This is a genomic window from Caulobacter sp. GW821-FHT05F04 (assembly GCF_059419665.1).
In genome coordinates, this window is sequence record NZ_JBWKSF010000006.1 from 307,175 (window position 1) to 333,431 (window position 26,257).

Genomic DNA, 26,257 nt, shown 5'->3' on the forward strand with positions numbered 1-26,257 from the left:
AGGGGTGGGATGTCTGGTTTCGATTTTGAGGACGCTGCGGCGCACGAAGAGTTCGTGCGCATCAGCGGGAGGGTGAAGTGGTTCGACGCCGGCAAGGGTTACGGGTTCATCGTACCGGATGATCCGGGCCAGACCGGGCTTAAGGACGTGCTTCTGCATGTGACGTCGCTGCGCAACTGCGGGCGCGAAACCGCCATGGAGGGGGCGGTGATCGTGTGCGACGTGGTGCGAAGGCCCAAGGGCTGGCAGGTCAGCGAGGTCGTCAATCTCGACGAAAGCTGCGCGGCCCCGCCGATCGAGCGGCAGAGGCGCACCTTCGCCGACGGGCCGCCGCGCCGCGATCCCCTGCGGGAGGGCCATGGGCGTCACGCCCTGGAGCCCGAAGGGCCGGCCGAGCACGCCAAGGTCAAGTGGTTCAACCGCACCAAGGGCTACGGCTTCGTCATTCGCGACGCCGAGCCCGGGGACATCTTCGTGCATATCGAGACGCTCCGCCGAGGCGGGCTCGAGGACCTGCAACCGGGCGACGACGTCCTGGTGCGGTTCGCGCGGGGCCCCAAGGGCTTGGTGGTCGCGGAAATCACCGCCGGCGACGCCTGACTTTCGCCATCTCGGGGGGAAGGCTAGTCTCGACCGAGATTGGCTTTTCCCGAGGTGATGCGTGGCGGAACGGATGATCGGAAGGCGGGCGCTGCTCGCCGGGCTGATGCTGGGCGTCAGCGCGGGCGCCAACGCTTGGGCCGCGCCTGGGAGTAAGCTGGAGACGGTGGAAATCGTCACCCTGCGCGGTCGCCAACGCTTCCAGGTCGAGATCGCCGCCACCCGCGCCCAGCAGGAGCGGGGGCTGATGTTCCGCAAGAGCCTGGCGCCCGACCACGGGATGCTCTTCACCTACGCCAAGCCCCAGCGCGTGGCCTACTGGATGAAGAACACCCTGATTCCGCTCGACATCATCTACATCGCGCCGAACGGCAAGATCCTGTCGATCGCCCGCAACGCCCGGCCGCATGACGAGACGCCGCTGGCGTCCGGGGGGCTGGTTCTGGGCGTTCTGGAGCTGGCCGGCGGTCGCGCGGCGCAGCTGGGCATCCTGCCCGGCGACCGGGTTTTGCATCGAATCTTCCCGAAGGGGTGAATTGCGGCGTCCGGATCGTTGATCCGCGCTTCGAACCCCTGTAGAGCACGCGCCTGCCGATGTTTCGGAGCGTAGCGCAGTCTGGTAGCGCGCCTGGTTTGGGACCAGGATGTCGCAGGTTCAAATCCTGCCGCTCCGACCATCGGTAAGGTATTCTGGGAGAGGTCCATGCTGGCCCGCATCTATCGCCCCGCCAAGAACGCCATGCAGTCCGGCAAGGCCAAGACCAAGGACTGGGTGCTGGAGTTCGAGCCGGCCTCGGCCCGCAAGCCCGATCCCCTGATGGGCTGGACCACGTCCAGCGACATGAACGGCCAGATCCGCCTGACCTTCGAGACCCGCGACGAGGCGGTGGCCTACGCCCAGCGCCACGAGATCGCCTTCCAGCTCTTCGAGCCGAAGACTCCCAAGCGGATCATCAAGGCCTATGCCGACAACTTCGCCGCCAACCGCAAGCAGCCCTGGACCCACTAGGGCCGCCGCGGACCAGGCCGGACAGCGCGCGCCCTTAGCTCAGCTGGATAGAGCACTCGCCTTCTAAGCGAGCGGTCGCTGGTTCGAATCCAGCAGGGCGCGCCATTCCCGGACAAAACCCGGCACGACTAGAGCCGCCGATTCTACGCCGTTGTTGACGGCGAGCGTTCTGAGCAATTCCACTCTCGATCCGCATATCTTCGCTTCGTGTGGCGATAGCAATTCCACCTTCTGCGCAACGGCGCGTATCAGGTCGCGGCGATAGGCGCCGTTCTCGGCCCGCAACATTTCGCGCGTAGCGTCTGAGAAACGGCGCAACAGCTCCGGCGTCAGAGCCGGCGTAATGTTTTCGATCGCCTTGGCTGCGCGTTCGGCGTCGCCAGCCGCCTTGTCTCGCAATGACCGAAGTTGCGTGATCCGTTGCTTGAGCGAGGGATCACTGGGGTCCACGACGCCTTCTTCGATCGAGGTGTAGAGGCGCTGAAGCCGCTGCTCGGATTCGGTCGCCCGCTTGCGCAAGTCGGCGACATGCCGGTGGCGCTTCCCGATCCACTCCGATCTGCGGTCGATGATGTTGTCCATCATGGACGCCAGTCGCTCCGGATTGAGCAACCGATTTTCCAAATGGTCGATGACGGAGGCATCCAGCAAATCCATGCGGACGCTCATGCCTTCGCATCCGCTGACGCCCTGCCGCGCCTTCGTGCAGCACGTGTAGTAGCGATAAGCGCTGCTCTTGCCGGTGCGCAGGGTCATCGCCGCGCCGCACAGGCCGCAAAAGCAGATTCCACCGAGCAAGATAGGGCTGTTTACGAAGCGAGGCGCCATGGCGGCCGGATTGCGCAGCGACATCGCCCGCTGGACAGCGTCGAAGGTATCGCGGTCGACCAGTGGCGGAACGGCCATGATGACGTGTTCAGATTCGTCTTTGGGTTCTTGGCTAGCGTAGTGACGGCTATTGAAAGGGTGCTCCCCGATGTAGGTGGTGCGTGTCAGGGTGTAATGGACCGTGCCGTTGCTCCACCGACCGCCTCCGCGCGTGGTGTGATGGTTGGCGTTGAGGTAAGTCGCGATGGCCTTGACGCCCATCGGGCCGCTGTTGTCGACGCCATGCAGCGCTAGTCGGTAGATCAACCGCACCGTCTCGGCCCCGATCGGCTCGATCTCCAGCTTCTTCTTAATCCGCTCGCCTCGCTGTTCGGCGGCGACCACGCGATAGCCGAGCGGAGGATGGGATCCGTTCCAGAATCCTTGGCGCGCGTTCTCCTTCATCGCCCGCAAGGTGTGCTTGGCGTTCTCCCGTGACTGGTACTCGTCGAAGAGGTTCATCATCTGCCGGACCATCACGCCCATGGGGTCGTCTCCGACCTCCTGGGTGACCGAGACGATGCGCACCCCGTTCTTGGCTAGCTTGCGGGTGTAGAACTCGAACAGGAACTGGTCGCGGAAGAACCGCGAGAACGAGTGGACAAGGACGACCTGGAACGGCGGAGGCTTGGCCGAAGCCGCGTCGATCATCTGCTGGAACGCTGGCCGGCGATCGTCCGTGGCGGAGTTGCCGGGCTCGACGAACTCCTCGGCGACGGGCCAGCCCTTGGCCTGGCAATAGGCCCGTAGCTGGCGCCCCTGGTCGGGAATGGAAAGGTCGCTCTCGGCCTGGCGGCCGGTCGAGACCCGGAGATAGAGCGCCGCGCTCGGCACGGCGGGTGGGGGAGGTGTCTTACGCTTGGCCATCTATTTTCCCTGCGGATCAGGGCAGGGGTCCGAGCAATTCGGCCAGCACCTTCTCCAAATACGCCTCGGTGATCCGCAGCTCGGCCTCGGTGATCGGCACGAATTCGGGCCAGTCGTCCGAAACCGAAGGCGCTATCGCCGCTCGGCGCGAAGGTGGGACGAACGAGCGGGCTGGTGTTGGTAGTTGCGTCGGCAAATAATCGTAGAGGTCGGCGAGGGCGTCGGGGTTCACCTTCGGTCGAGCGCGGGTCATGAACCATGGACGCGCCGCAAGGCGTTGTCGGGCAAGGCTCGGCGGCGGCTCGTCGTAGGAAAGCGTACAATCGGCGGACATTGGCGGGAGTGTTGGGTCGTGGCGTTTCGGCGCGGGGAAGTCGAAATGGACGGAGTGGTCAGCCGAAGGGCGTCCTTGAAGGCTGGCTTGGCGCTGGCGACGACGCCAGCCATCGGCTGGGCGGATGTGTCTCCACGTCGGCTCAGCAATCCCAAGGCCTCGGCCGAGGCGCGCGCGCTCTACGCCTATCTATGGTCGCTTTACGGTCGGAAGACCCTGACGGGTCAGCAGGAAGGCGTGGCCAAACCCGGCGTCGAGTTGGACTACATCGACAAGGTGACCGGGCGTTTGCCGGCGATCCTGGGGCTGGACTACATCGAGCCGCGGCTGAACGTCGGGGTCAACGAGCGGGCCACGGCCTGGCATCGCTCGGGCGGAATCGTCACCCTCTGCTGGCATTGGGGTGCGCCCGACATCGGCACGGGCTACGAAAATTCCAAGAAAGACTTCGACCTTCTCACCGCCCTACGACCGGGGTCGCCGCAGAACCTCGCCCTACATCGCGATCTCGCCCAGATAGCCGACTTGCTGACCGTGCTGCGGGATCGAAGGGTGCCGGTTCTCTGGCGGCCGCTGCACGAGTTCAGCGGGGACTGGTTCTGGTGGGGCAAGCACGGCCCCCAGGCGTTCAAGGCGCTCTGGGCGCTGATGTACGACACGTTCACCCGCCAGCGTGGCCTGGACAATCTGATCTGGGTGGCCGGCTGGGCCGGTCAGAATGTCGATCCGGCCTGGCACCCGGGCCGCGATCGGATCGACGTCGCCGGCGCCGACATCTATGCCGACGACCATGGCGCGCTGGCCCCGATGTTCCATGCGGTGAAGACGATCGTGGGCGAGACCGTGCCCATCTGCCTACACGAGAACGGTCCTATACCTGATCCCGCGCTGCTGGGTCCCGAGGCCGACTGGCTCTGGTTCATGACCTGGCATACGCGCTGGCTGATGGATCCGGGCCAGAACGATCCCCAGCGGCTGAAGGCCTACTATGCGTCGGAGCGGTTTCTGACGAAGTACGAGTTGAAGCGCTCGATCTAGAGGTCGTCGTGGCTCTCGGCGGCTTGCTTGGCCTTGCGCTCTGCGATTCTGGTCAGGGAGCGGGTCAGATAGTCCTCGGTCGAATGGTCGGGCGTGGCGTGCGCGGGGACGAGCTTCAGCTCTTTGCGGAGCGTCTGCGCCACACCGAGGGCTTGAAGACCAAGCTTCACGGAGGTTTCGGCGATGAGCTGAGAATGGTCCCACTGGTCAGCGAACTCGGCGTCGGCGGTGATCATGGGGCCGGCGTCGGACCGCGCGACGCGGAAGTGCAAAACCTTGGTGGCCATTGCCGTGCCTAGGGCCTGCCAGGCGATATCTCCCAGATAGTCCTGCAGTTTGGGCAGGCCGCTGGGCAGTGCTCCCGCGCCACCACGTGACGATCGGTAGGTATCGAAGTCGCCGTAAGTGATTGCGCAGTCGCCAGCGAACTCTTCGAGCATCAGGGCCAAGCGCAGCGCGGAGAAGGCCGCGACTTTGTCGTTCGCCAACTTTTCGCGCCACCACGGTGCGCCCTGAGCGATCAGGCCGCTAATCACGCCGCCGATGACGGAAGAGCCCAGGAGCAGGCCGATGATGGTTTTCAGGTCCATGTCGGAATCCTAGCGAGACAGCCAAGTGGCAGCCAATGGAGCAGGGGCAAGATCGCCGCTGCTTGCCTTATGGCCGAGCATCGACGGCTACGGGCCTGGTCATGACGTGCTGAAGCGCAGTGGTGATGTCGGGTTTGAAAAACCACAAGGCCAGAGCAACAACGGCGAATACGCCAATGATCCCCAGGCCTTGCCCACTGATTTCAGGTGGCCAAGCACGCACCGTAATGGCGTGGGCCGCTTTGTCGTCTTTCGATTGTTGGGAGGTCATCGACACAGCCTTTCATTTAAGGAAACGAAAGACCGAAGGTTTTGTCGTGCCGTTCTTGAGACGCGTCAAACGGAAAACTTGCGTCCGAGCGCGGATATTTCTGTTGAACCGCGAGCGCCCCTCGCCCCGCAAGGGTTTTGTCCCTCGTGCCCGCGCTCGACCTTGACGCACCTGGCCGGTTCAAATGACCGCGTCGACATCGATCTGGCCCTCGCGCCCCCGCGCGCCGCATCGGCTGCAGCGGAGTTTTCCGCGGATCGTGTGGGGCTGGGTGTGACCGCCGAGATTGGCCACGGCTTTCTCGCGCGACCAGACCACGCGGTTGCCGCAGCGTCGGCAGATGATGGTCAGGGGCGACTTGATGCGGGCCAGGATGGGCCAGATGGCGGCCATGGTCAGCGGCGACCTGGCCAGCCATAGCCATAGTCGGTCGGATTGAGGCCGGCATCGATCAAGGTCTCGATCAGCGCCCATCTGGCTCGATCGGGATCGGCCGGCGTCATCAGGCCCGAGAACGAGAGCGCCGGCATCCGGCCCGGGCAGCGCGGGCAGCTCACCTTGGCCTGGACCTGCGGCATGGTCAGGTTCAGCAGCTTGCGGGCACGGCCCAGAATGACGTCGCGCCGCCAGGTCTTGCTCGACCCACAGTACTGGCAGCGGAAGGTGATCTCCCAGCCGCGCTCCAGGGCGTCGACCAGACGCGCCTTGTCGAACGGCGCGGCGATCTGGGCGGCCTTGCGGCGGTCGGCGTCGCTGGGCTCAGGCACGGGGCGGCTCGACCTGGCGCACCGCGCGCCAGTAGGGCCAGGGCTTGGCGATCACCAGCTCGACCAGGAACCAAGCCTCGTCGCCGTCGAACGGCGGCACGTGTTCGGGATTGAGGAAGGTGACGCTGGACCTGCGGGTCTTGCGGCCGCCTGGAAAGGTGAAGTGCAGCGTGCGGCGAACCTTCTTGCCGTCGATGACATCGTTGAAGGTATGGCGCGTCAGCTTCTCCACGGCCTGGCGATGGATGCGTTCAAGTTTCGGGGGCGGTGCGTGCGGCATGGCGTGATCCGGGCGCAGGGGCTCGATCCCGGCCGGGAGCGTTCCGGGCAGGCGACGGGCGATGGCAATTAAATGTTCTCTAAATGTTCTCGTTTCGCCGAGCGGCTTCGTCAATCGTCCGCAGGTCGAGCCGTCGGCGACGTCCACAGGCCGTCCACGGATTTCGGAGACCGGATTGGCGGCTAGGCGACCTTGCGGACCGCAGGCTGATCGGCCAGGGCGGTAACCTTGCGCAGGCACGGATGATCGGCGGTCAGGCGCGGGACAGCGGGAGCAGGGCGGTCAGCACACGGGCGTCGCGGGCGCACAGTTCGGCGGTCAGGTGGACGACCAGCGCCGGGTCCGGTGCGGCCATGCGGCGGCGTTGTTCGATTAGCCGGTTCAGATAGCGGGCGCCGCCGTACCGCGGATAGCTGGCGATGACCGCATCGATCTCCAGGGCCAGCTCGGCGAGCCGCCGCGCGACCCCGGCGGCGTGGGCCGCACGGATGAAGGTCTCCAGGTCCTTGGACATGGACCTGGCTCTAGGAGGAGGGAGCTTAAGGCTAAGTTTCCCCTACGGCAGGTCGGCCAAAAATGGGGACGGGCTACAGACTCTATAAGGTGAGCCACCGGCGGGCGCGCTCGGTCCCGCCGCGCGCCCTGGCGGGCGCCGCCTTCGCTCGCGGCTCCTGCGGGCGCGCCCCTGCGGGCAGGCTTTGGCCTGCCGCCGGCGCCTCGGCGCCGCTTCCCGACACGCGCTTTGCGCGGTCTCCTTGCAGTCTCCATCATCATGGGCGCTCGCTGACGCGCGCGCGCAGGACGTCGCGCCGAAGCCGTAGACGTGACCAGGTCGGCCCGCCACTATCGGCGCGACCAGGAGGGGCGCATGGACATCACGGTTTTGGCTTCGACGGATGAGGTGCGCCGCGTCCTGGAAGAAGAGCTTGGTCCCGACGCCCTGGCGGAACTGGCCATCAGCGATGCGCCGCAGGATCCGTTCGCGCCGGCCGAGCGGGGCGAGGCCCTGACCCTGACGGCCCTGGTGACCTGGACCGCCGGCGCCGTCGCTGGCGGGGTGGTCGGCAACGCCGCCTATGACGCCCTCAAGGCCGCCGCGGCGGCTCTCATCAAGCGCTTCGGGGCCCAACGTGTGGTCGTGGAAGAAGAACCCGAAGCCTGATCCGTTCGAGCCGCAGCCGCGCCGCGAGGACACCCACGGCGCGCGCTACTGGCCCGACACCCTGTTCGTCGACATGTCGGCCTATCCCGAAGAGGTCCAGGCCTTCGACGGATCGGCGCGGGACCTGGTCGAGACCGGTGAGCTGGGCATCTTCGTCGCCATCGCCGCGCGCATGCACGAGCAGACCCACTGGGTCCAAACCATCGGTTCGACCTTCGGCCGGTTCCTGGCCCGCAACCGCGTCCTGACCGGCGACCTGGCCTCGGCGATCCTGACCACGGCCACGCCGCGCGAGCTGGACTTGCTGCGCGCGGCCCGCCGCTCGGGCGTGGCCCCGGCCGAACGCAGTCGCCAGGGCCAGCTCAAGCACAGCCTCGGCTATTCCACGACGTTGCAGTCGTTGTTCGATCACTGGTGGGCCAGCGTGGCCTTGGAGCACTTCCTGGTCGACGGCGGCCAGGATCTGCTAGGGCCGATCCCGCCGGCGTTCCTGGTCGGCCTTGGCTTGCGCTACGCCGCCTGCGGTGACGACTTGGCCAGCGTCTTCAACGCGCCCGACGATGGGTTCATGCCCGCGACCCGCGCCATGGGACCGACGGGGGAACTGATCCTGGACAGATCGCGCGATGGCCTGACCGTGCGCCATATCGAAGAGGGCGCGGCGATGGTGGTCCAGCACCTCTTCACCGCCCGCCAGAAGGACCGGCTACCGCAGGCGCGCTACACGGCCTTCGCCAGCCAAGCCCTGGCCTGGACGCTGACGCGCTTTCTGGATCAGCGGCACAGCCTCTATACCGAGGCCGTCACCCAGTTCCTCCGCGCTGGCGTGCGGGGCGATGACCAGCGCGCCCTCGAACTCTTCCTGCTGGTCTGCGACCTCGCCCTCAATCCGGCCATCCCCGACGATGGCGCCGGCTTGGGTGCGGACTGGGAAGACTTCCATCCGGTGCGGCGCTTCCAGCGCCTGGTCGCAGTCCTGAAAGCCTATACGCCGGACCAGGCCGTCACCGACGGCGCCCCGCCGGCCGACTGGTGGACGACGGAGCGGGCGCGGCTGATCGCCATGACGGGGATGTCGGATGGCGCGGGCTCGGGTGTGTTCAGCCAGGGCGGCACGGACGCGGTCAATCCACTCGGCGAGCCCGGCCGCTTCCAGCGACGCTTCCTGGGCGAGGCGGGCTCGCGGCTCGACACCCTGCGCCGCGTCTATCCCGCCGCCGGCGCCAGTCCACTGCATGCGGCCGATCCGGACGAAGTCGGGTTCATGGCCATGCTCGATGCGGGCGAGGGACCTGGTTACGACCCGCCCTTGCTGATCAAGACTGGGGGCAACGGCGAGCCGTCTTCGATCTCCGAAGCGCTGTTCGCTCGCGCGACCCTGGCCGGCGCCTCGCGCCGCGCCCTCCACAGCTGGATCGCTCGGCCAGGGCCATTGGTGTTCCTGGGGCTGCCCAGCGACGAACCCGGCCAGCGCGCCCGCGACCTGGCGACCCAGCGTCTGGCCGAGGCTTTCGGCGTCGAGGTCTGAGCATTCGCGCGGGGCATCCGACCGTTCCTGACGTAGGTCGCCGTCACCTTTGCGACCGGGGCGCGACTCATGGACATGAAGGGCGTCGCTCCGTGCGAGGATCGTTATGACGCCTGAAGCCTTCACCGATCTTGCCGGCCGCCTGGGGCCTGGCGTCCAGGTCCGGCCCGTGCTCGACGCCGTCCAGTTCCGCATCGGCGACAAGGCCTTCGCCACCCTAGGCTGGCCAGCCGCCGGCTGGGCGGTGGTCAAGCTCAGCCGAAAGGACCAGGCCAAGGCCATCGCCCAGAGCGACGCGGTCACGGTCGAGCCGGGGCGTCGGCGGACCACCGGCGTGACGCTGGTGCGTCTGCAAGGCGTGGATGAGGGGCTGATGGCCGAGATGCTGGCCGCGGCGTTCGGCGAGGTCTACCGGCAGGCGGGGCGGGGAAGGCGAGGCGTCGAAGATCGGTCGGCGGTGGCCGGACGGAGTTAGCGCCGGCGGATTCGAAGAAGCGGGAGGCTCGGATGATCGAAAGGACTCTGGACGACATCGACGCCGCCGACCTGACGCGTCTCGTCGAAGTCGGGCGACCGGAAGGTCGGCGATTGGATTACAAGCTGACGCTTCCGGGACGCGGCGACACCGACACCAAGGAATTCCTGGCCGACATCACCGCTCTGGCCAACACCGATGGCGGCGACCTGATTTACGGCGTGCGCGACGTCGATGGGGTCGCGACTGAGGTTGTGGGTCTGTCCAGCGAAGGGCTGGATGGTGAAATTCTTCGTCTGGAGAACCTGGTGCGCGACGGCGTCGATCCGCGCGTCCCGCGTGTGCGCTTCCACGTCACGCCGCTGGCCGAAGATAGAGTGGCGCTGATCGCGCGGGTCGGCGCCAGCCTCGTCGCGCCCCATCGGGTCACGCTCAAGGGCACGAGCCGGTTCTACGCACGCAACAGCCGGGGCAAGTACGAGATGGACACGGGAGAACTGCGTCTGGCCTTCGCGGCGTCCGACCAGACGCCGCGCAAGCTGCGCGATCTGCACGCGGCGGCGGTGCAGGCCATCGCCGGTGAGAACCTGCCGTGCCGCCTGGAAGACGGTCCGACCCTGGTCCTGACACTGGCGCCGCTGTCCACCCTGCGCGAGCAGCGCGATCTGCCGGTAACGCGGGAAAACGCGCTTCTTCCGCCGCTACGGGGCGGTGGCTACGACGCGGCGGTCGGACTGGATGGCGTCATCGCCTTCTGTCCGATCGACCGCACCAGCAAGTCCACGCCCGGCTGGGCCATCAATCACCGCCGGGGTTATATCGATGTGGCGACGATCATCGGCGGCACGAGGGACGGGCAGGGGCGTGTCTGGCCGAAATACTTTCGGGACGCGCTTTTCGGGAGCGTGCGTCACGGCCTTACGCGATTGAGGGATCATGGCGTCGAAGGGCCCTGGACCCTGATGGCGACGGTTCTGGGCGTGCGCGACTTCGTCCTGATCGGCGGTGATGGCTACTATGCCGGACCCGCTTTCCAGAACGTCGCCTATCTGGGCGAGGTGCTGGACGACACGCTGGCCAACGACAGTCTCGAACCCTTGTGGGCGGCGTTCCTTCGGCTGTTCGGGATTGACGACCCTCGGATGTGGAAGGTCGACTAGGCCGACCATTGCCGCCGGCCAGCGGGCCTAGTGCTAGGTGGGCAGGTCCGTGGTCGGTGTCGCCGGCTGAGGCGGCGGCGGCGGCGCCGTCGGCGCGTCTGGGGCTGTGGGAGCGGGCGTTGCCGCAGCTGGCGTCTGCGCCGCCAACTGAGCCGCGGCCAGGGCCGCTGCATTCGCCGCCGCCTGTGCGGCAGCCTGAGCGGCGACCGCTTCGGCCTGTTTGGCGACCAGATAGGGGATCGGGCCTTCGGGCATCGGCTTGGTGTCGGGGGGGAACTGCAGCAGCATATCGTTTGCGCCCAGGTCCATCGCCCGCTCGATGAGGCTCGTCCATGACGCCTCGGTCAGGCCAGGCGTCTTGGCCACGTCGTGATGGTAGCGAAGGATGATGTGCGGGTTCCAGACGATCGCGTGGCTCATCGCCCCGGACTTACCCGCCTTGATGTCGATGAAGTGCAGCTCCTGGAGCTTCTTCATCCGGCCGATCCACGTGTGTTCCCCACGCTGGCCACTGAAGCCGGACGCCAGGGCCATCTCGATCGGCTTGGCGATCGGCGCGTAGGCGTTGTCCCAGGTGTGGCACCAGAGTGTGAGATAGGTGGCCGAGACCGGCGCGCCTTTTGTCATCTCGTCCATGATCTTCAGGATCAGCGGCAGGGTCTTTGGGATGGTCGCGAAGCCCTTGTTGATCTTCCGGTTCCAAAGGAACGGTGCATGGCCCGGCCACAGGTTCTCACGCAGGGCCAGCTGCTTGGTGGCGATCGCGTTGGCTTCTCGGACGCTTGGCATAAGGATCTCCGGGTTAGGGCAGGGGCGGGTTTGGACGCCGCCCCTTTCTTCGAGATGGAACCGGTGCGGGGTTGGACGCCCGCACCGGGTGAAGCGGGGGTGGAAGCCGCCTCAAGGATCCGAAGGCTTCGCGCCCTTATGGAAGGGGCACTCCGATCTCCGAACTGAATTCAATCTAAATAGAAAGTTCAGTAAAATCAAAAACTTAGATATAAACTCGCCGACCCTCAGATTGCGTCAACAATACAGCTCGAAATCTGAGTTTGAGGGATATGTTGCAACTTAAGCATCGGGTTGTGAAGTCTGCTGCCGCGGAGGTGGGAATAATTAAGTAAAATCAATAAGTTGAGTTGCTTATTGCTGTGCTCGCTGTGCTCACGGTCCTCAACCGTGCTCCGGGTACTCGTGGTGCTCACGGGATGGGGTGGGAAGGGGTTGGCGCCAAAACGCCCCTGACGGTGGTCGCGATAGGCGTGAAACCGACGTCTTGATGGCGACCGCCTGCGCGGTCGCGTGCTTAGGGCTCCGCCCCCAGCGCGCTTCGGACCGGCTTCCGCCCAGCTTCGAACGGCCCTTGGCCGTCCTGCAGCCGGGTCCCCGCGAAGCCGGCCGCTCCGCTTCACCCCCGCTCTCGCCGAGGGGCAAGGGTTCGATGTCGAACCCCTGCCTTGAGGATGAGGACGATGGGACAAGCCGCTGATGATCTTGAGCCCCGCATCTACGTGGCCTGTCTGGCCGCCTACAACAACGGTGTGCTGCACGGCGCCTGGATCGAGGTCGGGGACGATGCCGACGCGGTGTGGTCTGAAATCCGCGCCATGATGGCGGCTTCTCCCGTGCCGATGGCCGAGGAGTTCGCGATCCACGACTACGAGGGCTTCGGTGGCGTGGAGATCGCCGAGTACGCCGGTATCGCGCGGGTGGTCGAGATCGCCGCCTTCCTGCGCGAGCGAGGCGAATTGGGGGCTTTGGTGCTCGCCGAGTTGGGCGGGGACCTCGACGCCGCAGGCGCCGCGCTGGACGACCAGTATCACGGAGCCTTCGCCAGCCTGCCCGACTGCTTCCAGGAGATGACCGAAGAGAGCACGGCCATTCCGGAGAACCTGCGCCTCTATATCGATTACGAAGCCATGGCCCGCGACGCGCGCCTGAACGGAGAGGTGTTCACGGTCGAGGTCGGCGGCCAAGTACATGTGTTCTGGAGCCGATGAGGGCAAGGCCTTGGCGGCGGCGCAGGAGGGCGAGAAGGCGCCGTCGCTCTTAGAGCTCAAGCCTGGAATGGTGGCGCTTGGCGCCGCGCGCCGCCGCTTTGGCGGCGGCGCGAAGGTCAACAACTTCGCCGTTAAGCGGTCTTGGCGGACCTGCGGACGAGCGTCTTCCTGGGCGATTTGACCGGCTTCTTGGCCGACGTCTTCGGCTTGTCTGGCACAGGAACCGTCAGCTTCAACGGTGTCTTGGCCTTCGCCACCTTCCGGCCTGTCACCAGGTCGCCGGCCTCCTTCCAGCGCGCGCTGTCGATCAGGTGAGACCGCTGGACGCTGAGGTTTTCGCAGCCCGGAATGGCCTTGATCGTCTCGATGACGCTTTCGGCGATCGACTTGGGCAGCCAGGGATTCAGGTAGATCCGGCCGATCAGCTCAACAGGCAGCTGGATGCTGCGAGCCGCGGCCTGGGGTTCGTTCGACGCCAGGATGATCCGGTACTCATCCTCGGCGGTGAAACCGAAGCGCTTGACGAAGGGGAGGCGCTCCACGTCGGCGGACGTCAGCTCCTCGACCTTGTCCAGGATCAGGTATTCCACTTCGCCACAGGTGACTTCGGGAATGTCACGGAGCGCGGCTTCGAGAGGCTTGCGGCGCAGCTCCAGGCAGGCGCCGTCGGCGCCGCCGGTATAAACGCGCCAATGGTGGTAGGTCTCGCTGCAACGGGCCGTACACAGGGCGTAGAGGCCGTTCAGCTTCTTGGCCTCCTTGTACCGGGCCATGAAGTAGCTGTCGTTGCGGTCATCCCAGGATTCCGGGTTCAGCAGGGGGAGGGCCCCTCGACGAAGAATGTCCAAAGTCGCCGAGATCGTCGTGTAGCGCCGGATGACAGTGCGCGAGATGGTAAGGGTGTTCTTTTTTGTCATGGCTCAGAACAAGGCCTCGGACCGGTAGTCGCGCTCGCCCTCCAGCAGGGTCTTCAGCGACGGAATGGGGGCGCTGGTGTCATAGGCGGCCCCGTGCTTGGCCATGATGGCGTCGACCAGGTCGGGAGCATCGCTGAGTTTGGTCGTCTGCTCGATCTCCAGATCGTCCAGCGCCACCCTGTCGAATAGCGCCACGCACCGCTCGTCGTCGTTGTGGCTCGAGCGATAGGCGAGGCCATCGACCTGGGGGAATTGCTCGAACAGCGCCAAGGCGAAAGCGCGGCTGGTGGGATAGTCGAGCCCGGCGCTGATCGCGGGCGGGGCCTGGTGGTGCAGAAGGCCAGGACCGTGCAGCTTCGCCAAGGTGAGCGGGCGGCGTGAGTGGAAGGTCGAAAACGATCGGGCTTCGAGATACGCCCGGCGAACGATGCGGCCTGCAGGGCGATGCAGGACGGTCTCGACGAAGGCGCCCGTCAGGTCGAACGCCGCATAGAGCGTGCGGTACTGACCGTCGGGCGCCTCAAACCGGCCGCCGGGCGCGACACCTGGCGCTGGCCCAAACCAGAGCGGGCTGCGGTCGCTCTGGTGGATGCGGATGAGGGTTTCGCCGGGCGGCAGGACCTCCGACAAAAGCTTGCCGTTGAATTCAAAACCGCCCCCGGCCATCTCTAGCCCTCATCGAGCGAGAGATAGGCCCGTGCCGCGCTTTCGACCGCCTTGGCTTTGCCGGCGCGCAACGCCGCGATCGGAGTGCCCACGAGGTTGGGATCCGGTTCGACGAGGAACTGCAGCGCCGACCAGTCGCCGGCCTGCGCCTGGCGGAACAGTGCGATGATCCGGCCAAGGCCCGTCACCGTCTTGGACTTCACGCCGAACTGTTCGAACTGGCAGCACGGGATAGCCAGGGACCGGCCGCGCATCACGCCCAGCACCGTGCCCTTGATAACGCGCTTGTGCAGGGCCTGGCGCGAGATGCCCAAGGCGTCGGCCGCGTCGCTCAGCGACCAGGTCGCGCCGGCCTTGGCCAGGATCGCCGCTTGCACGTCGTCCAGCGGCGGAGGCTTGGGAACCTCCTCGGCGCCATCGGCCACCAGCAAGCGCGCCGTGACCGCGATCTCCTCGGCGATTGGATCAAGCAGGTGGACGAGTTCCGACCGCGCCCTGGCCGGGTCGCTGACGTGAATCTCCACCAACTTCTCCTTGGCGGAGGTCAGGTCCGCCAGGATCAGGAATGCTTCGGAGGCGAGAACGTCGGCCTCGGGCGTGGGGGTCCAGGCGTGGACCAGGGCGTTGCGTACATCGCGGAAGCGGTCCAGCGAGGTGTTCACGACCTGGGCATACCAAAGATCAGCGGCGCTGGCTGGCCGCAGGCTCGCCTTGCGCGACACCGTCTTGAAATCGGTCACCGCGGCTTCGGCGAACGCGCAGCTCATCAGGACGGCTGCACTTTCCACACGGCTTTGGAAAATCGATAGCCGGCGAAGCGGCGCATCCATCGCCTGCACAGCCCTGGCGGCGTCATGGGCTGCGGCGAAGGTGTTCTTGGCTTCGCCAGGGTAGAGGAGCCCGTTTTGCGCGGACACCGTAGCCGAAATCAGGGCGTAGCTATTGAGGCGATCAGCCAACAATGAGTCGCGCAGGCCGATCGCCTTGATCGCATTCCCGACAGCAGGGTCAGCCAAGTACCTCGAAACGAGGGCCGACACTCCGCCTAGGTCCACTGGTGTTGTGTAGATCACAGATATCGCCTGGAGCGCGTCTCGCGTTTGCTCATAGGCCTTGAGCACGCTCGCGAAAATGACGTCCGGCGTGACGCCATGTCGCGCAGCGACTTCCGTCAACGATTCCGCATGATCAGCTTCATCGGTCCACGAGTTGTCAGGAGGCGGCGCGGCCGGCGCTGCCTCTGCTTCCTCGTCCGAACCGGGGGGCGGTTTCTTGGGCATGGTGAAACAATGCCACGCAAGGGTTGACGGTTCACTAGAATGTGGTGGTTGACGGCACATTGTCAACCAGAGTGACGTCAACCGCCGCCGAAGCCGGCCATCTGCCGCCGACGTCTGCGGGTTCACGGGATGCGTGGCCACGTTCCGTCGAAATCTGACTTACGCGGCCCGACAAACGGCTATGGTTCGGCCATGGCCCCATCTGTCAGTTTCACCTTCGTCTGCCTCGCCGAAAACCAGGTGGCCACGCACGTTGATGTGCAGGAGCTTGAGCCGTCTGGAGTTCGCCAGCACGCACTCCAGCTTCTGCGAGAACACGCCAGCGCCGCCACGATCGAAGTGTGGCGCGACGACGCGGTCTGGGAAGTGCTCGGCCGTGACGGCGTGCGGGCGGTCGCCGCCGGGCGAGAGGCCGCCGAGCCGGCGTCGGACGAGACGACATCCGCCGCGGCGTCCGTCTGACCTGAATACGCCTGCCATCGACGAGACGCGCCGCCGATACGGTCCGGCCACTCACTAATCCATCTTCGTGATCGGCGCGCTCGCTGGCGAGCGCGTCTTCCTTGACGGCCGGCCTTCTGGCCGGCCGGCGTGCTGGGGCTCTGCCCCTAGCGCACTTCGGATCGGCTTCCGCCCAGCTTCGGGCGTGCGGCGGCGATCGGGCAGGTCGGCAGGAACGCCCTGCAGCCGGGTCCCCGCGAAGCCGCCCCTCCGTTTGCCCCCCGGTCTCGCCGACAGGCGCCGGGTTCGAGCGCGCCCTTTGCGCTCGAACCCGTCAGCCCAGGAGGCTAAAATGACGACCTCACAGACCGCCGCCGTCGCCCAGCAAGGCGAAGTGCGAGACATCCCCCTCAACCGCCTGAAGGCCTCGCCCAAGAACGTGCGGCGCGTGGGCCACCCGCCCGAAGTAATCGAGGAGCGCGCCGCCTCGATCAAGGCCAAGGGCGTGCTGCAACCGCTCGTGGTCGAGCCCGAGACCAAGGGCGGCCAGGAGACGGGCTACTATCTCGTCAGCATCGGGGAGGGGCGCCGCCAAGCCCTGCGCCTGCTGGCCAAGCGCAAGGTTCTGGCCCGGACCGTGCCGGTGCGCTGCGTGGTCGATACGGTCAACGACCCGTCCGAGGTCTCCTTGGACGAGAACATCAGCCGCGAGTCCATGCACCCCGCTGACCAGTTCGAAGCGTTCAAGGACCTCGCCGAGCGCAAAGGCTGGAGCGCCGAGGAGATCAGCATCCGGTTCGGTCCCAGCCCTGAGACGGTCCGTCGTCACCTGCGCCTGGGCGCCGTCGCCCCGGCGCTGCTCGATATCTACCGCGAGGGCGGCCTGACCCTGGAGCAGGTCGTGGCCTTCGCGGTCAATCCCGATCCCGAGCGGCAGATGCAGGTGTTCGCTCAGCTTCCGGTCGGGCAGCGCGAGCCGCGCACCATCCGCCGGGCAATGACCGACACCAAAGTCGCCGCCGAGGAGCGCAGGGCCGTGTTCTTGGGGCTGGACGCCTATGTGGCGGCGGGCGGGCCCGTGCTGCGTGACCTCTTCACCGAGGCCGGTGAGGGCTGGCTGGAAGACGTCGTCCTGCTGGACCGGCTGGTGGCCGAGAAGCTGGCGGCCATCGCCGGGGAGGTGCGCGACGCTGAGGGCTGGAAGTGGAGTGCGGCCTATCTGGACCTTCCCGACGCCATCGACTGTTCGCGCGTCTGGGAGCGGATGCGCCAACGCTCGCCCGAGGACATCGAGGCGATCAACGCCTTGCACGTCGAGGAGAGCGAACTGACGGACCAGTGGGCGGACATCGACCCGCCGCCTGCCGAAGTCGCCGCGCGCTTCGAGGAGATCGAAGCGGCCCTTGAAGCTTTCGGTGAAGACTACGGCTTCGATCCCGACGACAAGGCTCGCGCCGGGATCGTCGTCTGGCTGCAAGCCAACGGCCAAGCCCGGATCGAGCGGGGCTACGTGCGCCCCGAGGACGAGCTTCAGCCTGATCCCGAGCCCGAGGTCGAAGACGAGGCGGTCGACGACGCCGACTTCCTGGACGGTCAGGTCGGGCAGGACGCCGACGAGGACGACACCGATGGCGACGAGCCGGAGGAGGTCGAGGAGGTCGTCACGCCCGATGTCGGCGCGCCGCTGTCGCCACGCATCCAGGGCGATCTCACCGCCCACCGGAGCGCGGCCCTGCGCTGCGCCCTGGCCGAGAACCCCGATATGGCCTTGGTGGCGCTGGTCCACGTCCTGGCCCTTCGGGTGTTTGGCCGGGGGTCTCCGATCCCGTCGTGCCTGGACGTGCGGATGGGGTCGCGCACCCTGTCCAACGACGGCGACGGCATCGAGGACAGCCGGGCCGGGTTGGCCAACGCCGAGCGCCACGCGACCTGGGCGCGGCAGATGCCCGTGGACCCGACCCGGTTCTGGGCCTTCATCCTGGAAATGGACGGCGACAGCCGCCTGTCGCTGCTGGCCCACTGCCTCAGCCAGACGGTGGACGCGGTGCATAACTGGGAGAACCGGCCCGGCGTCTGGCTGCATGCCGACCAGCTGGCGGCGGCCCTGGACCTGGACATGCGCGACTGGTGGAGCCCGACCCGGCGCCGCTATCTCGATGCGGTGACCAAGGCCCACATCCTGGGCGCGGTGGCGCAGGCCTCCAAGCCCGAGGACGCCGAGCGCATGGCCAAGCTCAAGAAGGAGCAGATGATCGAAATCGCCGAGCCGATGCTGGTCGCCGCCCGGTGGTTGCCGCCGCTGCTGCGCAACCCGCTGGCCGTCGGCGTCGATCAGCCGTCGGGCGCTGTCGAAGCGTCGGGTGCGCTCGACCAGATCGGAGAGGGCGACCTGTCCGACCCGGCCCAGGACGGGGTCGGGCAAGCGGCTCTTGGCGAGGCCGAGTCCGAGGACGAGGTGTTGCTCACGGCTCTGGGCGAGGCGCAGTCCGATGACCAACCGCCGCTCACGGCTCTGAGCGAGGCGGTGTCCGAGCCGGTCGAACTGACCGACCAGGACGAGGCCGACGTGGCGGCCATGCTGACGGCGGCCGAATAGTCTGAGGGCGGGCGGCCTCCGGGCCGCCCGCCTGATCGTTTCATGTCTTGGCGCGGCCGATCCTTTGGGATCGGCCGCTTTTCGTTGCAGCAGGCGCGCGCGCCGCCCGTTTAGGCCGCTTCGGGGACGGGCTTGGGCGGGGTGTCGATCACCTGCAGGTCTTCGTCGGGTAACGGGACCTGGAGCGCACGCGCGTCCTTCCACGGTGCTGTCAGCCAGGTCTCTATGTCGGCGGCCGTGCGCAGGAACACCGGCATCGCCTTCTTGTGATACGGCGCGACCACGGCGTTGGGCTTGGTGGTCACGAAGCCGTAGACCTCCATCTCCTCCCAGCCGGCCTTGATCGTTTTGACGCAGCCGTGTGGCGTCCACACGCCCGCGAAGTAGGCCAGCGACGGGTGGTCGTTCTGGGCGAACCAGATCGGCATCTTGGACTTGGTCAAGTCCTGGTCGGGCTCGCTGAACGCCGTCATCGGCACCAGGCAGCGGTTCTCGACCGCCTGCCAGCGCCCCCAGTGCGGATTGTTCAGGTCGCGCAGATTGGTCACGCCGGGATCGGGCTCGACCTTCAACAGCGCATCGAAATCGTAAGGCTTGCCCTGCTGTTCGAGGCGGGCGATCCGTTTATCGACCAGCTCGTTCATGCGCTCGCGCGACGAGGGCATGCCCCAGCGCGCGAAGTGAACCTCGTGCTCTCCGTTCGGTCCCAGGCGCACCGTCGGCGCCCGGTAGTTCGGGTAGAGATAATGCGGATAGTTCAGGTCGATATTGGCCGCCGAGAACGGCACGCCGCCGGGCAGGGTCAGATTGCGGCGCGTCAGGTCTTCGTGCGCCTTGGCCCAACCGAACAGGTCGAACTTCAGTTCGTAAATGTTACACATCGGCGGGGCGTCCTCCCATCCGTCTGACATCGCAACGCTATGTCATTGGCGGGGTGACGCAAGACCAGGACGTCGAGCGCCCTACGCAATGGGAGGGGGCGCTACCGCGCCCGTCGCGGCTGGGCGCCCGGCGCCCAAGCCCCGCGACCCGCCGCCCGCGCTTCGGCCTCGGCCTTGGCGTAGGCGCCCTTGCTGTAGGCGCGCCATTCGGTGGCCAGGCCCGAGCGGATCATCGCCGCGTTGATGTCGGGCGTGGCGCTCGACCAGCAGCGCGCGACGTGTCGGCCATAGCGATCCTCGGCGACCACCCGGCAGCCGACGCGACCGCGCGTCAGGCTCTGCAAGAGGTCGCGCGCCTCATAGGCCAGGGGCTCGGCCGCGGTCTTGCCGCGTCGCACCTCCGGCGCATCGACCCCGAACAAGCGGATGCGATCGGCCCCGCACCGAAGGGTGTCGCCATCGTGGACGGTCGGCGCGGTGCAAGCGATGACGCTGGCGGCGAGAAGGGCAGAGGCGGTCATGGCGCGGGTATAGCCTGCGTCGCCCTGGTCGAAAGGCCGTGCTGTCGTGCCTGAAGGCCCGCGTTCGAACGAGCGATGGCCGCTCCGCCGATGGAAAGAGCGACCGGTCGGTCAGTCGTTGCGCGGCTGGGGGCGCGACCAGACCAGGGTGTGGACACCGTCGATCTGAACCAGGGCGGCGTTGACCGCGTCGGCGCCGACGCCGTCCAGCTTATGAGACGGCCGCGTTCGCGACCTTGCTGATCTTCTTCCAGCGGCCCCGAACTTGACCCGGCCGGCGAACACCCTGACGTCGGGGCCGCGTTCACCGGACTTCCCGACCAGGCGAATGGCCGGCCTTGACGCCGAGGCTGGGCGCGGATCGCGCCGCCGAACAAATCGTCCGCATGACCGCTTCAGCGCCTTCGGGCGCCATCCTGGTCTCTGCAGGATCTTCCAGGCCACGCCGGACACGGCCTCTCAAGGGCTTGATCTGGCTGGATCCGGTCGTCTTCCGCAACCGACAGCGGCGCCTTTCTTCCCCGGGCGGCGAGCCGCCCTTCCTCGCGAGACAAGAAACTTGCCGCCTTTGATCCTCCGCCAGGCTTCGGGAGCGCCGCGCGCGGCGCCCTGCGGGGACGACTTCGGTCCAGCCGGACGATCGCCATCGAGGCCGCGATCGGCGCGGCCCGGAAAGATCGGAGAGACCAAAATGGCTACCCTCGGCACCTTCACGGCCAATGCGAACGGCTCGTTCAGCGGCGCGATCCGCACCCTGAGCCTCAACGTCAAGTCCGTGACCATCCGCCCGGTTGAGAAGTCCGGTGAACGCGGCCCCGACTATCGGGTGTTCGCTGGCGGGGTCGAGTTCGGCGCCGGCTGGAAGAAGATCAGCAAGGACGAGAACGAGTACATCTCGCTGAAGCTGGACGACATCGGCTTCGCCGACGCGGTCAACGCCGCCCTGGTCCAGATCGAAGGCGTCCACACCCTGGTCTGGTCGCGCCCCCAGCCGCGCAACGACTGACGGCCGGCCGCCCCGCCCATCGGCGGGGCGGCCATAGCCCGTTCGAGCGTGGGGCCGCCTAGAGACCGGGGAACTCGTCCTCGACTAGCTGGCTGAACTGCGTGTTCTCCGAATTGAAGTAGTTGAACTCGGCCTGGACGGCCTTGGACAGGGCCATGTCCTCGGCGTCCCAGTCGCGCATGTCGGCATACATGAAGTCCTCGGACCCCGCGCCGCTGGCATTGGGGGCGTCAATGGCGATGCCCAGCGCAATCTCGCAATCCGCGCGCGCTGCATGCAGGGCTTGGATGCGGCCGGCCAGTTCGTACTGACGCTGCTCGCGATAGGCCGCATAGCTGAGGCGTGGATCGTGGTCGGCGATCATCAGGACATAGTAGACGCCGGCCTGGCCTGGTGAGGCAAGCAGTCGGCTGACCTTGCCGCCGATCGCATCGCCGGCGCGTTCCATGATGGCCTTGGCCAGGACCCGGCGGCTGAACCGGCTCTCGGAGGCCATCAGTCGCATCATCGGCTCAAACTGCGAGGTGTTGACGTCGTTGCCGTCTACCAGCTGTCGGTCGATGTGCAACTGGGTGACCTTCTCGATCAGGAAGTCCCAGACGCCGCCGATCTCGTCGCGCGCGCGGCCTGCCTGGTACTGAGGATGAGCCTGCAGGCCTTCCCAAGCCCCGGACGCCACCGTCAGCGGACGGCCTTCAGTCGGGAAGCTGCGCTCATTGAGCACATAGGCGGCCAACAGGTCGCTTTCGGTGGCCGCCTCGGCAAGGCCGCCGTCCGACATCAGCTGCTCCTTTGCGTCGAGATAGGCAATGAAGTCCGGCGTCGTTGATAGTTCATGCAGGATGTCTCGAAGGCTGACCTCATCCAGGATGTGGACCCAGCCCTTGCATCCGGCGACCTGGCCGATCGTGAACGCCTCGGCGTCACCAACGACGGATGGGCGAATCCGAAGACCCGGCAGACCGGCGCGGGTCCACGCCGCTTCGGCGGCCGTCGGGGTCACACAGATGCGGTGGACCTTGCGGCGAGAGGCCGGAGGCAGGTCGAGCGGCAGGCGCTCCTGGCAGCGGGCGTCGAGGTAAATCTGGTCGGGGAAGCGGTTCAACCAGCCCTCGGCCCGATTGATCTGCTTGGCCGAGTCGCTGACGGCCCGGCGATAGAACCGCGTCCAGTCGAGGTCGGGCTTGTCGCTCTTGGGATAGGCCACCGCCTTGTCCGAGAAGATCAGCACATGGTCGCCGAAGACAACGAGCAGGTCCGTCAGCTCGCTGTTCTGCTTCATGTAGAGGTTGGGATAGGTCCACAGGCTGAGGAACGACTGGTCCGCCAGCTCCGCCAGGATCCGCTCGGAGCTGTTGAGCCCCCCGGCGCGATTGAAGCGGGGAGGGAGTACGTCGTCGGGCATGCCGCTCTTCAGCCGACCTGAGCGATCAGGGCATCCTCGATCTCGCGCTCGACCTCTGCCGCGTCGTCCGGATGCAGGGCCCAGCGGATCGGCGGGCACTCGACGCCGGCGGCCGTTTCGCCGGGCGTCTGCTGTGAGCCGGCCAGGTGGACCAGGATCTCGTTCATGCCCTGGCTGACGGCGTAGTCCCAACGTGGATGGGACACGGTGGCCACGCGGCTGATGTCCTGGGCCAGTTCAATGCTGTGCAGGATCGTATGGCCGCCGTCGGCATCTCGGCGAGCGAGCGCGAAGAGCCCAGCGCCGCGCACCATCTTCCCGTCGTGGTGCCATAGGCTCATGAACGCCACGCCGTCGATCTCAACGTCCCTGTCCATTGGCTCGCCCTTCAAAATGAGAACAATATGAGAACATATTGCCCGGCAGGAGTCGATCCCACCGCGCGGTCGAGCTTCACGGATTCGCCGATTCTACGACAGAGCCTGTCTTTGTACGACGCGCGGCCTGGACGGCTTGAGCCGTGCAAACGCTTGCCGGACAACGGTTTTCGCGGATGACATGCAAGACGCTCCCACCCCCGCCTGAGCCGTCTTCGCACTCCCGCAGCTCGTCGCCGGGCCATGCCGGCGGCGGGCCGAGGCGGCGGCCGACCCCTGGCGTTCTCCCCCCACGCCACGCTGGTCGCCGCCTCATCGTCCCCCCTGGCGGGTGAGAGCATCGAACATGAGCACGATCGGATACTTCCGTCGCGAGGGCGACGGATTCAGCGGCCGGCTGGCCACCCTGGCGCTCGCCGTCGACCTGCGGCTGGTCCCGGCCGACAAGTTCTCCAGCAAGGCGCCGGACTACCTGGCGATGGTCGGCGACGACGAGGTCGGGGTCGGCTGGAAACTCAGCGACGTCTCTGGCGCGCTGCTCAGCCTCAAGCTCGACGATCCGACCTGGGCCGAGCCGATCAATGCGCGGCTGATGGCCGCCGAGGACGGTACGTTTCCGCTGGTCTGGATTCGCCGGAGCGACCCGCCGCCCGCGCCCACACCCAGTCCGCCACCCGCCTAGTCGGGTTCGGGCTCAGGCTCATTGTCTGGGCCGGCATAGATATCCGCCCAGGCCTTGTCGAGATAGCTTTCGGCACTGGCCGCATGGCGGTTCAACCAGTCCTTGATGTCATCGGTAATGCGACGCATGCCGCCAAGGAGCAGGGCGGGCGGTACGATATTGAGCTGCTCGCCCACCGCGTCGCGAAGTTCGCACAGCGTGATCCAGAACGTCATTGGCAACTTGCTGTCCAAGGTCAGCAGGGCGATCTCCGGCATGGCGAAGAACACCGCCAGCAGGATGCCGACCGGATCCGAGCGCGTGGCCTTGGCGAACAGGCGGATCTTGTTGAGGTCAAGGTCGCCTCGCCCGGCCTCGAAATCCTGATAAGTCCGCAGGGCGATGCCCATGCCGTCGGCGACCTCGCGGGCTTTCAAGCGCCGCTCGTTACGCACCAGCTTGAGCGTCTGGGACAGAACCTGGGCCTGGCGCGCCAGCGGCGCCGTCGGCGAGCCAGACATGCGACGCTCCACGCAAACGGACAACCTTAGATCACATTAGCCTTGCAAATCTCGTCAACACTATAATCCGCCTTAAGACGATTAGATTTTCCTGGGACGCGCCATGCGCGTGCTGGTGGCCCTGGCGATAACCATCATCGCGGGGTTTGCGCGGCGTTTGCGGGGGTGTTGCGCGGTCAATCGGAATGATGAGCGCCAAACGCCGCGCGAAACACAGTTCAGGTTCCACTCAAGCGCGGTGCGCGGGCCCGGCCGCGTCGAAGGCTCGACGGCGGTCTGGCCGGCCTTTCAGACTCCGCCGCTCGCCAAGGAGCCATGCGTGGGCCGCGACCGCGATCCCTTTGACCGAACTCTCGACGCCCTGCGCCAGCGCCTGGAAGCGGCCGGGCCGCTGCAGGGCCGTCCCCTGGCGATCAACGCGCTGGCCAAGCAGTTGGACGTCAGCCATACGCCCGTGCGCGAGGTGCTGGCCCGGCTGAACGGGGAGGGGCTCGTCGAGCGCACGGCCACGGGTTACGCCGGCACCACCTACGACGCCGCGCGCCTGGCCGAACTTTACGATCTTTGCCGGGTTTTGGCCCTGACCGGGGTCGCGCGGGTGGCCTCGGTGACGACGCGTGATGGTGAGGGCGCCGCGTCCTTGCTGCAGCGCCTGGTGACGGCCGGCGGTCCGGTGTTGGGCGAGGCCTTCGATCGCGCCCAGGGCGCCTTGGCGCCGTTCAAGGTCGCCGAGATGAGGATCTGCGGCGGCGACGACCTGGCCGGAGCGCGGATCGCTGAAGGCCTGCGGGCCGGCGCTGCCGAGGCCGCCCGCGCTATCCGTGGCCACTATAGCCGGCGCATCGCTCGTGCTCGAGAAATCCTGGCAACGGCGCTGCTTCCGGAAGTTTGAATATAGCTTTGAATATACTCAGAAAACGACGCCCCATGGTGACGCCGCGATCCGCGGTGAACCCTCAAGGAGACGACCATGTCCATCCAACTGCTGCGCCTCGGCGACGCCAAGGTTCTGACCCAAGCCGGCGGTCTGCCGATCGTTCCGGAAGACAGCTCGCCCACCCGCTACGACGGCCAGGGCTGAGCTGACGACGGCGGCCGCCGCGTTGGCGCGGCGGCCGCTTATCCGTGGGTTCCGGCGGGTCAAATATAGATTTGAATATACGAGATCCCGCCCGTCCCATGGAGACCGCCGCAACGATGCGGCGAACGCTGAAGGGATCTCATCATGCCCAAGACCTTCACCCTGATCCGCCTGGGTCAGGCCTCCAGCAAGACGTGCTCGGGTGGCGGAACGCTGCTGCTCGAGGAGAACATGATCTTCCATTACGACCCCATCTGAGCCCTTGCGCCGCCGGCTCGGCCGGCGGCGCATACGCCTCGTGAGCCCAAGCATGCGCCTTGCTCTCGCCGCCGACGTCCATGGCGTCATGATCGATGACGACGCCGTCTTTCTCGACGTCGCCGCCAACGCCTATTTCTGCCTGCCGGCGATCGGCGCGGTCATGAACCTGGCCGGCGCCCAGATCGAGACGACGGAAGAGGCATTGGTCGAGGGGCTGTGCGCGGCGGGCCTGGTGCGATCCGACGCCCAGATCTTCACGCCGGCTGATGATCGGCGAGCGCCGCCTCTGGCGCCGCGGCGCACCGCCCGCGCGCTGGTCGAAGGCCTGGGTGGCGCACCGTCCCGCCGGCACCTTCGCGCCCTGGCCGCCGGCTGGTGGGGCGCGGCGCGGCCAAGGGCCTTCCAGGCGCTGTTGCCTCCGGTCGGCCCGATCGCCCCTTCGCCCAGCGCGGGCCTGCTCGACGACATCGCCGTCTTCCGGCGCGTGGCGCCGTGGTTGCCGATCGACGGCGCGTGCCTCTTCCGCAGTGGATTTCTGCTCGGCTACCTTCAAGCGCTTGGCCATCGCGTGGACTGGGTGTTCGGGGTGCGCACCTGGCCGTTCCGAGCCCACTGCTGGCTTCAGGCCGGCGACGTCGCCCTCGACGACGAGGCCGAACGCCTGATCGCCTACCACCCGATCATGGTGCGCTGAC

At 66.7% G+C, this 26,257-nt stretch carries 31 protein-coding genes and 2 tRNA genes; 17 read left to right on the plus strand and 16 right to left on the minus strand.

Annotated features, from left to right (window positions below; all coding sequences use genetic code 11):
- The first annotated feature begins 9 nt into the window (after nucleotides 1-9).
- From cspD to AC07R7_RS17625, 5 genes are all read left to right on the plus strand, one after another.
- Complete coding sequence (gene cspD / locus AC07R7_RS17605; protein ID WP_494636056.1) at nucleotides 10-600, plus strand: stationary phase survival cold shock domain protein CspD; 591 nt, start codon at nucleotides 10-12, stop codon at nucleotides 598-600.
- A gap of 106 nt (nucleotides 601-706) precedes the next feature.
- A complete protein-coding gene (locus tag AC07R7_RS17610) occupies nucleotides 707-1,135 on the plus strand; it encodes a DUF192 domain-containing protein (protein ID WP_494636114.1) in 429 nt (142 codons plus the stop codon).
- 65 nt (nucleotides 1,136-1,200) lie between these two features.
- A tRNA-Pro gene (locus AC07R7_RS17615) sits at nucleotides 1,201-1,277 on the plus strand.
- A gap of 26 nt (nucleotides 1,278-1,303) precedes the next feature.
- On the plus strand, nucleotides 1,304-1,609 hold the full coding sequence (locus AC07R7_RS17620; RefSeq protein WP_125158123.1) for an ETC complex I subunit: 306 nt from the start codon (nucleotides 1,304-1,306) through the stop codon (nucleotides 1,607-1,609).
- Nucleotides 1,610-1,637: 28 nt separating this feature from the next.
- Nucleotides 1,638-1,714 (plus strand) — tRNA-Arg (locus AC07R7_RS17625).
- Here the strand turns inward: AC07R7_RS17625 and AC07R7_RS17630 are convergent.
- Both AC07R7_RS17630 and AC07R7_RS17635 read right to left on the minus strand, forming a co-directional pair.
- Nucleotides 1,673-3,343, minus strand: a complete 1,671-nt coding sequence (locus AC07R7_RS17630; protein ID WP_494636115.1) for a recombinase family protein — start codon at nucleotides 3,341-3,343, stop codon at nucleotides 1,673-1,675. The genes AC07R7_RS17625 and AC07R7_RS17630 overlap by 42 nt on opposite strands.
- Before the next feature lie 16 nt (nucleotides 3,344-3,359).
- Nucleotides 3,360-3,596, minus strand: coding sequence for a hypothetical protein (locus tag AC07R7_RS17635; protein ID WP_494636057.1), 237 nt, complete (start codon nucleotides 3,594-3,596; stop codon nucleotides 3,360-3,362).
- Between the two features lie 126 nt (nucleotides 3,597-3,722).
- Here AC07R7_RS17635 and AC07R7_RS17640 point away from each other — a divergent pair, with 126 nt between their 5' ends.
- Nucleotides 3,723-4,715 carry a glycosyl hydrolase gene (locus AC07R7_RS17640; protein ID WP_494636058.1) on the plus strand — a complete coding sequence of 331 codons (993 nt, stop codon included), beginning with the start codon at nucleotides 3,723-3,725 and terminating at the stop codon, nucleotides 4,713-4,715.
- Here the strand turns inward: AC07R7_RS17640 and AC07R7_RS17645 are convergent.
- The 5 genes from AC07R7_RS17645 to AC07R7_RS17665 all read right to left on the minus strand — a co-directional run bounded on the left by AC07R7_RS17645 (nucleotide 4,712) and on the right by AC07R7_RS17665 (nucleotide 7,137).
- Complete coding sequence (locus AC07R7_RS17645; RefSeq protein ID WP_494636059.1) at nucleotides 4,712-5,305, minus strand: hypothetical protein; 594 nt, start codon at nucleotides 5,303-5,305, stop codon at nucleotides 4,712-4,714. The two genes, AC07R7_RS17640 and AC07R7_RS17645, sit on opposite strands and share 4 nt — an antisense overlap.
- Before the next feature lie 451 nt (nucleotides 5,306-5,756).
- The gene (locus AC07R7_RS17650) at nucleotides 5,757-5,969 is read right to left on the minus strand and encodes a hypothetical protein (protein ID WP_494636060.1); all 213 of its coding nucleotides are present in this window, start codon (nucleotides 5,967-5,969) and stop codon (nucleotides 5,757-5,759) included.
- Nucleotides 5,970-5,971: 2 nt separating this feature from the next.
- A complete protein-coding gene (locus AC07R7_RS17655; RefSeq protein WP_494636061.1) occupies nucleotides 5,972-6,343 on the minus strand; it encodes a hypothetical protein in 372 nt (123 codons plus the stop codon).
- Nucleotides 6,336-6,623: a hypothetical protein gene (locus tag AC07R7_RS17660; RefSeq protein ID WP_494636062.1), complete on the minus strand. Its 288-nt coding sequence runs from the start codon at nucleotides 6,621-6,623 to the stop codon at nucleotides 6,336-6,338. Before AC07R7_RS17660 ends, AC07R7_RS17655 begins: the two co-directional genes overlap by 8 nt.
- Nucleotides 6,624-6,876: 253 nt before the next feature.
- On the minus strand, nucleotides 6,877-7,137 hold the full coding sequence (locus AC07R7_RS17665; RefSeq protein ID WP_494636063.1) for a hypothetical protein: 261 nt from the start codon (nucleotides 7,135-7,137) through the stop codon (nucleotides 6,877-6,879).
- 354 nt (nucleotides 7,138-7,491) lie between these two features.
- On the opposite strand from AC07R7_RS17665, the gene AC07R7_RS17670 reads away from it, so the two are divergent.
- From AC07R7_RS17670 to AC07R7_RS17685, 4 genes are all read left to right on the plus strand, one after another.
- Nucleotides 7,492-7,785, plus strand: coding sequence for a hypothetical protein (locus AC07R7_RS17670; RefSeq protein WP_494636064.1), 294 nt, complete (start codon nucleotides 7,492-7,494; stop codon nucleotides 7,783-7,785).
- Nucleotides 7,754-9,313: an adenine nucleotide alpha hydrolase family protein gene (locus tag AC07R7_RS17675; protein ID WP_494636065.1), complete on the plus strand. Its 1,560-nt coding sequence runs from the start codon at nucleotides 7,754-7,756 to the stop codon at nucleotides 9,311-9,313. The genes AC07R7_RS17670 and AC07R7_RS17675 overlap by 32 nt, the downstream gene beginning before the upstream one ends.
- A gap of 106 nt (nucleotides 9,314-9,419) precedes the next feature.
- Nucleotides 9,420-9,788 carry an MmcQ/YjbR family DNA-binding protein gene (locus AC07R7_RS17680; protein ID WP_494636066.1) on the plus strand — a complete coding sequence of 123 codons (369 nt, stop codon included), beginning with the start codon at nucleotides 9,420-9,422 and terminating at the stop codon, nucleotides 9,786-9,788.
- 32 nt (nucleotides 9,789-9,820) lie between these two features.
- A complete protein-coding gene (locus AC07R7_RS17685) occupies nucleotides 9,821-10,948 on the plus strand; it encodes an AlbA family DNA-binding domain-containing protein (protein ID WP_494636067.1) in 1,128 nt (375 codons plus the stop codon).
- 33 nt (nucleotides 10,949-10,981) lie between these two features.
- On the opposite strand, the gene AC07R7_RS17690 is transcribed toward AC07R7_RS17685, so the two are convergent.
- A complete protein-coding gene (locus AC07R7_RS17690) occupies nucleotides 10,982-11,737 on the minus strand; it encodes a hypothetical protein (RefSeq protein WP_494636068.1) in 756 nt (251 codons plus the stop codon).
- A gap of 683 nt (nucleotides 11,738-12,420) precedes the next feature.
- On the opposite strand from AC07R7_RS17690, the gene AC07R7_RS17695 reads away from it, so the two are divergent.
- On the plus strand, nucleotides 12,421-12,948 hold the full coding sequence (locus tag AC07R7_RS17695; RefSeq protein ID WP_494636069.1) for an antirestriction protein ArdA: 528 nt from the start codon (nucleotides 12,421-12,423) through the stop codon (nucleotides 12,946-12,948).
- Nucleotides 12,949-13,079: 131 nt separating this feature from the next.
- On the opposite strand, the gene AC07R7_RS17700 is transcribed toward AC07R7_RS17695, so the two are convergent.
- Genes AC07R7_RS17700 through AC07R7_RS17710 form a run of 3 tightly spaced genes read right to left on the minus strand, consistent with a single transcriptional unit; the run spans nucleotide 13,080 to nucleotide 15,811 of the window.
- Complete coding sequence (locus AC07R7_RS17700; protein ID WP_494636070.1) at nucleotides 13,080-13,865, minus strand: hypothetical protein; 786 nt, start codon at nucleotides 13,863-13,865, stop codon at nucleotides 13,080-13,082.
- A gap of 3 nt (nucleotides 13,866-13,868) precedes the next feature.
- Nucleotides 13,869-14,531, minus strand: a complete 663-nt coding sequence (locus AC07R7_RS17705) for an RES family NAD+ phosphorylase (RefSeq protein WP_494636071.1) — start codon at nucleotides 14,529-14,531, stop codon at nucleotides 13,869-13,871.
- Between the two features lie 2 nt (nucleotides 14,532-14,533).
- Nucleotides 14,534-15,811, minus strand: a complete 1,278-nt coding sequence (locus tag AC07R7_RS17710; protein ID WP_494636072.1) for an Rv2175c family DNA-binding protein — start codon at nucleotides 15,809-15,811, stop codon at nucleotides 14,534-14,536.
- 192 nt (nucleotides 15,812-16,003) lie between these two features.
- Here AC07R7_RS17710 and AC07R7_RS17715 point away from each other — a divergent pair, with 192 nt between their 5' ends.
- A complete protein-coding gene (locus AC07R7_RS17715; RefSeq protein WP_494636073.1) occupies nucleotides 16,004-16,273 on the plus strand; it encodes a hypothetical protein in 270 nt (89 codons plus the stop codon).
- A 331-nt stretch (nucleotides 16,274-16,604) separates the two neighbouring features.
- Nucleotides 16,605-18,848 (plus strand): ParB/RepB/Spo0J family partition protein, encoded by a 2,244-nt coding sequence (locus AC07R7_RS17720; RefSeq protein WP_494636074.1) that lies wholly within the window; start codon nucleotides 16,605-16,607, stop codon nucleotides 18,846-18,848.
- 110 nt (nucleotides 18,849-18,958) lie between these two features.
- On the opposite strand, the gene AC07R7_RS17725 is transcribed toward AC07R7_RS17720, so the two are convergent.
- Both AC07R7_RS17725 and AC07R7_RS17730 read right to left on the minus strand, forming a co-directional pair.
- Complete coding sequence (locus tag AC07R7_RS17725) at nucleotides 18,959-19,729, minus strand: SOS response-associated peptidase family protein (RefSeq protein WP_494636075.1); 771 nt, start codon at nucleotides 19,727-19,729, stop codon at nucleotides 18,959-18,961.
- A gap of 101 nt (nucleotides 19,730-19,830) precedes the next feature.
- Nucleotides 19,831-20,250 (minus strand): thermonuclease family protein, encoded by a 420-nt coding sequence (locus tag AC07R7_RS17730; protein ID WP_494636076.1) that lies wholly within the window; start codon nucleotides 20,248-20,250, stop codon nucleotides 19,831-19,833.
- A gap of 691 nt (nucleotides 20,251-20,941) precedes the next feature.
- On the opposite strand from AC07R7_RS17730, the gene AC07R7_RS17735 reads away from it, so the two are divergent.
- Complete coding sequence (locus AC07R7_RS17735) at nucleotides 20,942-21,256, plus strand: DUF736 domain-containing protein (protein ID WP_494636077.1); 315 nt, start codon at nucleotides 20,942-20,944, stop codon at nucleotides 21,254-21,256.
- A gap of 58 nt (nucleotides 21,257-21,314) precedes the next feature.
- Here AC07R7_RS17735 and AC07R7_RS17740 read toward each other — a convergent pair whose 3' ends face one another.
- On the minus strand, nucleotides 21,315-22,661 hold the full coding sequence (locus tag AC07R7_RS17740; protein WP_494636078.1) for a hypothetical protein: 1,347 nt from the start codon (nucleotides 22,659-22,661) through the stop codon (nucleotides 21,315-21,317).
- Between the two features lie 8 nt (nucleotides 22,662-22,669).
- On the minus strand, nucleotides 22,670-23,038 hold the full coding sequence (locus AC07R7_RS17745; protein WP_494636079.1) for a hypothetical protein: 369 nt from the start codon (nucleotides 23,036-23,038) through the stop codon (nucleotides 22,670-22,672).
- Nucleotides 23,039-23,384: 346 nt separating this feature from the next.
- On the opposite strand from AC07R7_RS17745, the gene AC07R7_RS17750 reads away from it, so the two are divergent.
- On the plus strand, nucleotides 23,385-23,720 hold the full coding sequence (locus AC07R7_RS17750) for a DUF736 domain-containing protein (protein WP_494636080.1): 336 nt from the start codon (nucleotides 23,385-23,387) through the stop codon (nucleotides 23,718-23,720).
- On the opposite strand, the gene AC07R7_RS17755 is transcribed toward AC07R7_RS17750, so the two are convergent.
- Nucleotides 23,717-24,220 carry a helix-turn-helix domain-containing protein gene (locus AC07R7_RS17755; RefSeq protein ID WP_494636081.1) on the minus strand — a complete coding sequence of 168 codons (504 nt, stop codon included), beginning with the start codon at nucleotides 24,218-24,220 and terminating at the stop codon, nucleotides 23,717-23,719. The two genes, AC07R7_RS17750 and AC07R7_RS17755, sit on opposite strands and share 4 nt — an antisense overlap.
- Nucleotides 24,221-24,539: 319 nt before the next feature.
- Here AC07R7_RS17755 and AC07R7_RS17760 point away from each other — a divergent pair, with 319 nt between their 5' ends.
- Nucleotides 24,540-25,112 carry a GntR family transcriptional regulator gene (locus AC07R7_RS17760; RefSeq protein WP_494636082.1) on the plus strand — a complete coding sequence of 191 codons (573 nt, stop codon included), beginning with the start codon at nucleotides 24,540-24,542 and terminating at the stop codon, nucleotides 25,110-25,112.
- Nucleotides 25,113-25,611: 499 nt separating this feature from the next.
- Nucleotides 25,612-26,256: a lasso peptide biosynthesis B2 protein gene (locus AC07R7_RS17765; RefSeq protein ID WP_494636083.1), complete on the plus strand. Its 645-nt coding sequence runs from the start codon at nucleotides 25,612-25,614 to the stop codon at nucleotides 26,254-26,256.
- Nucleotide 26,257 lies beyond the last annotated feature (1 nt).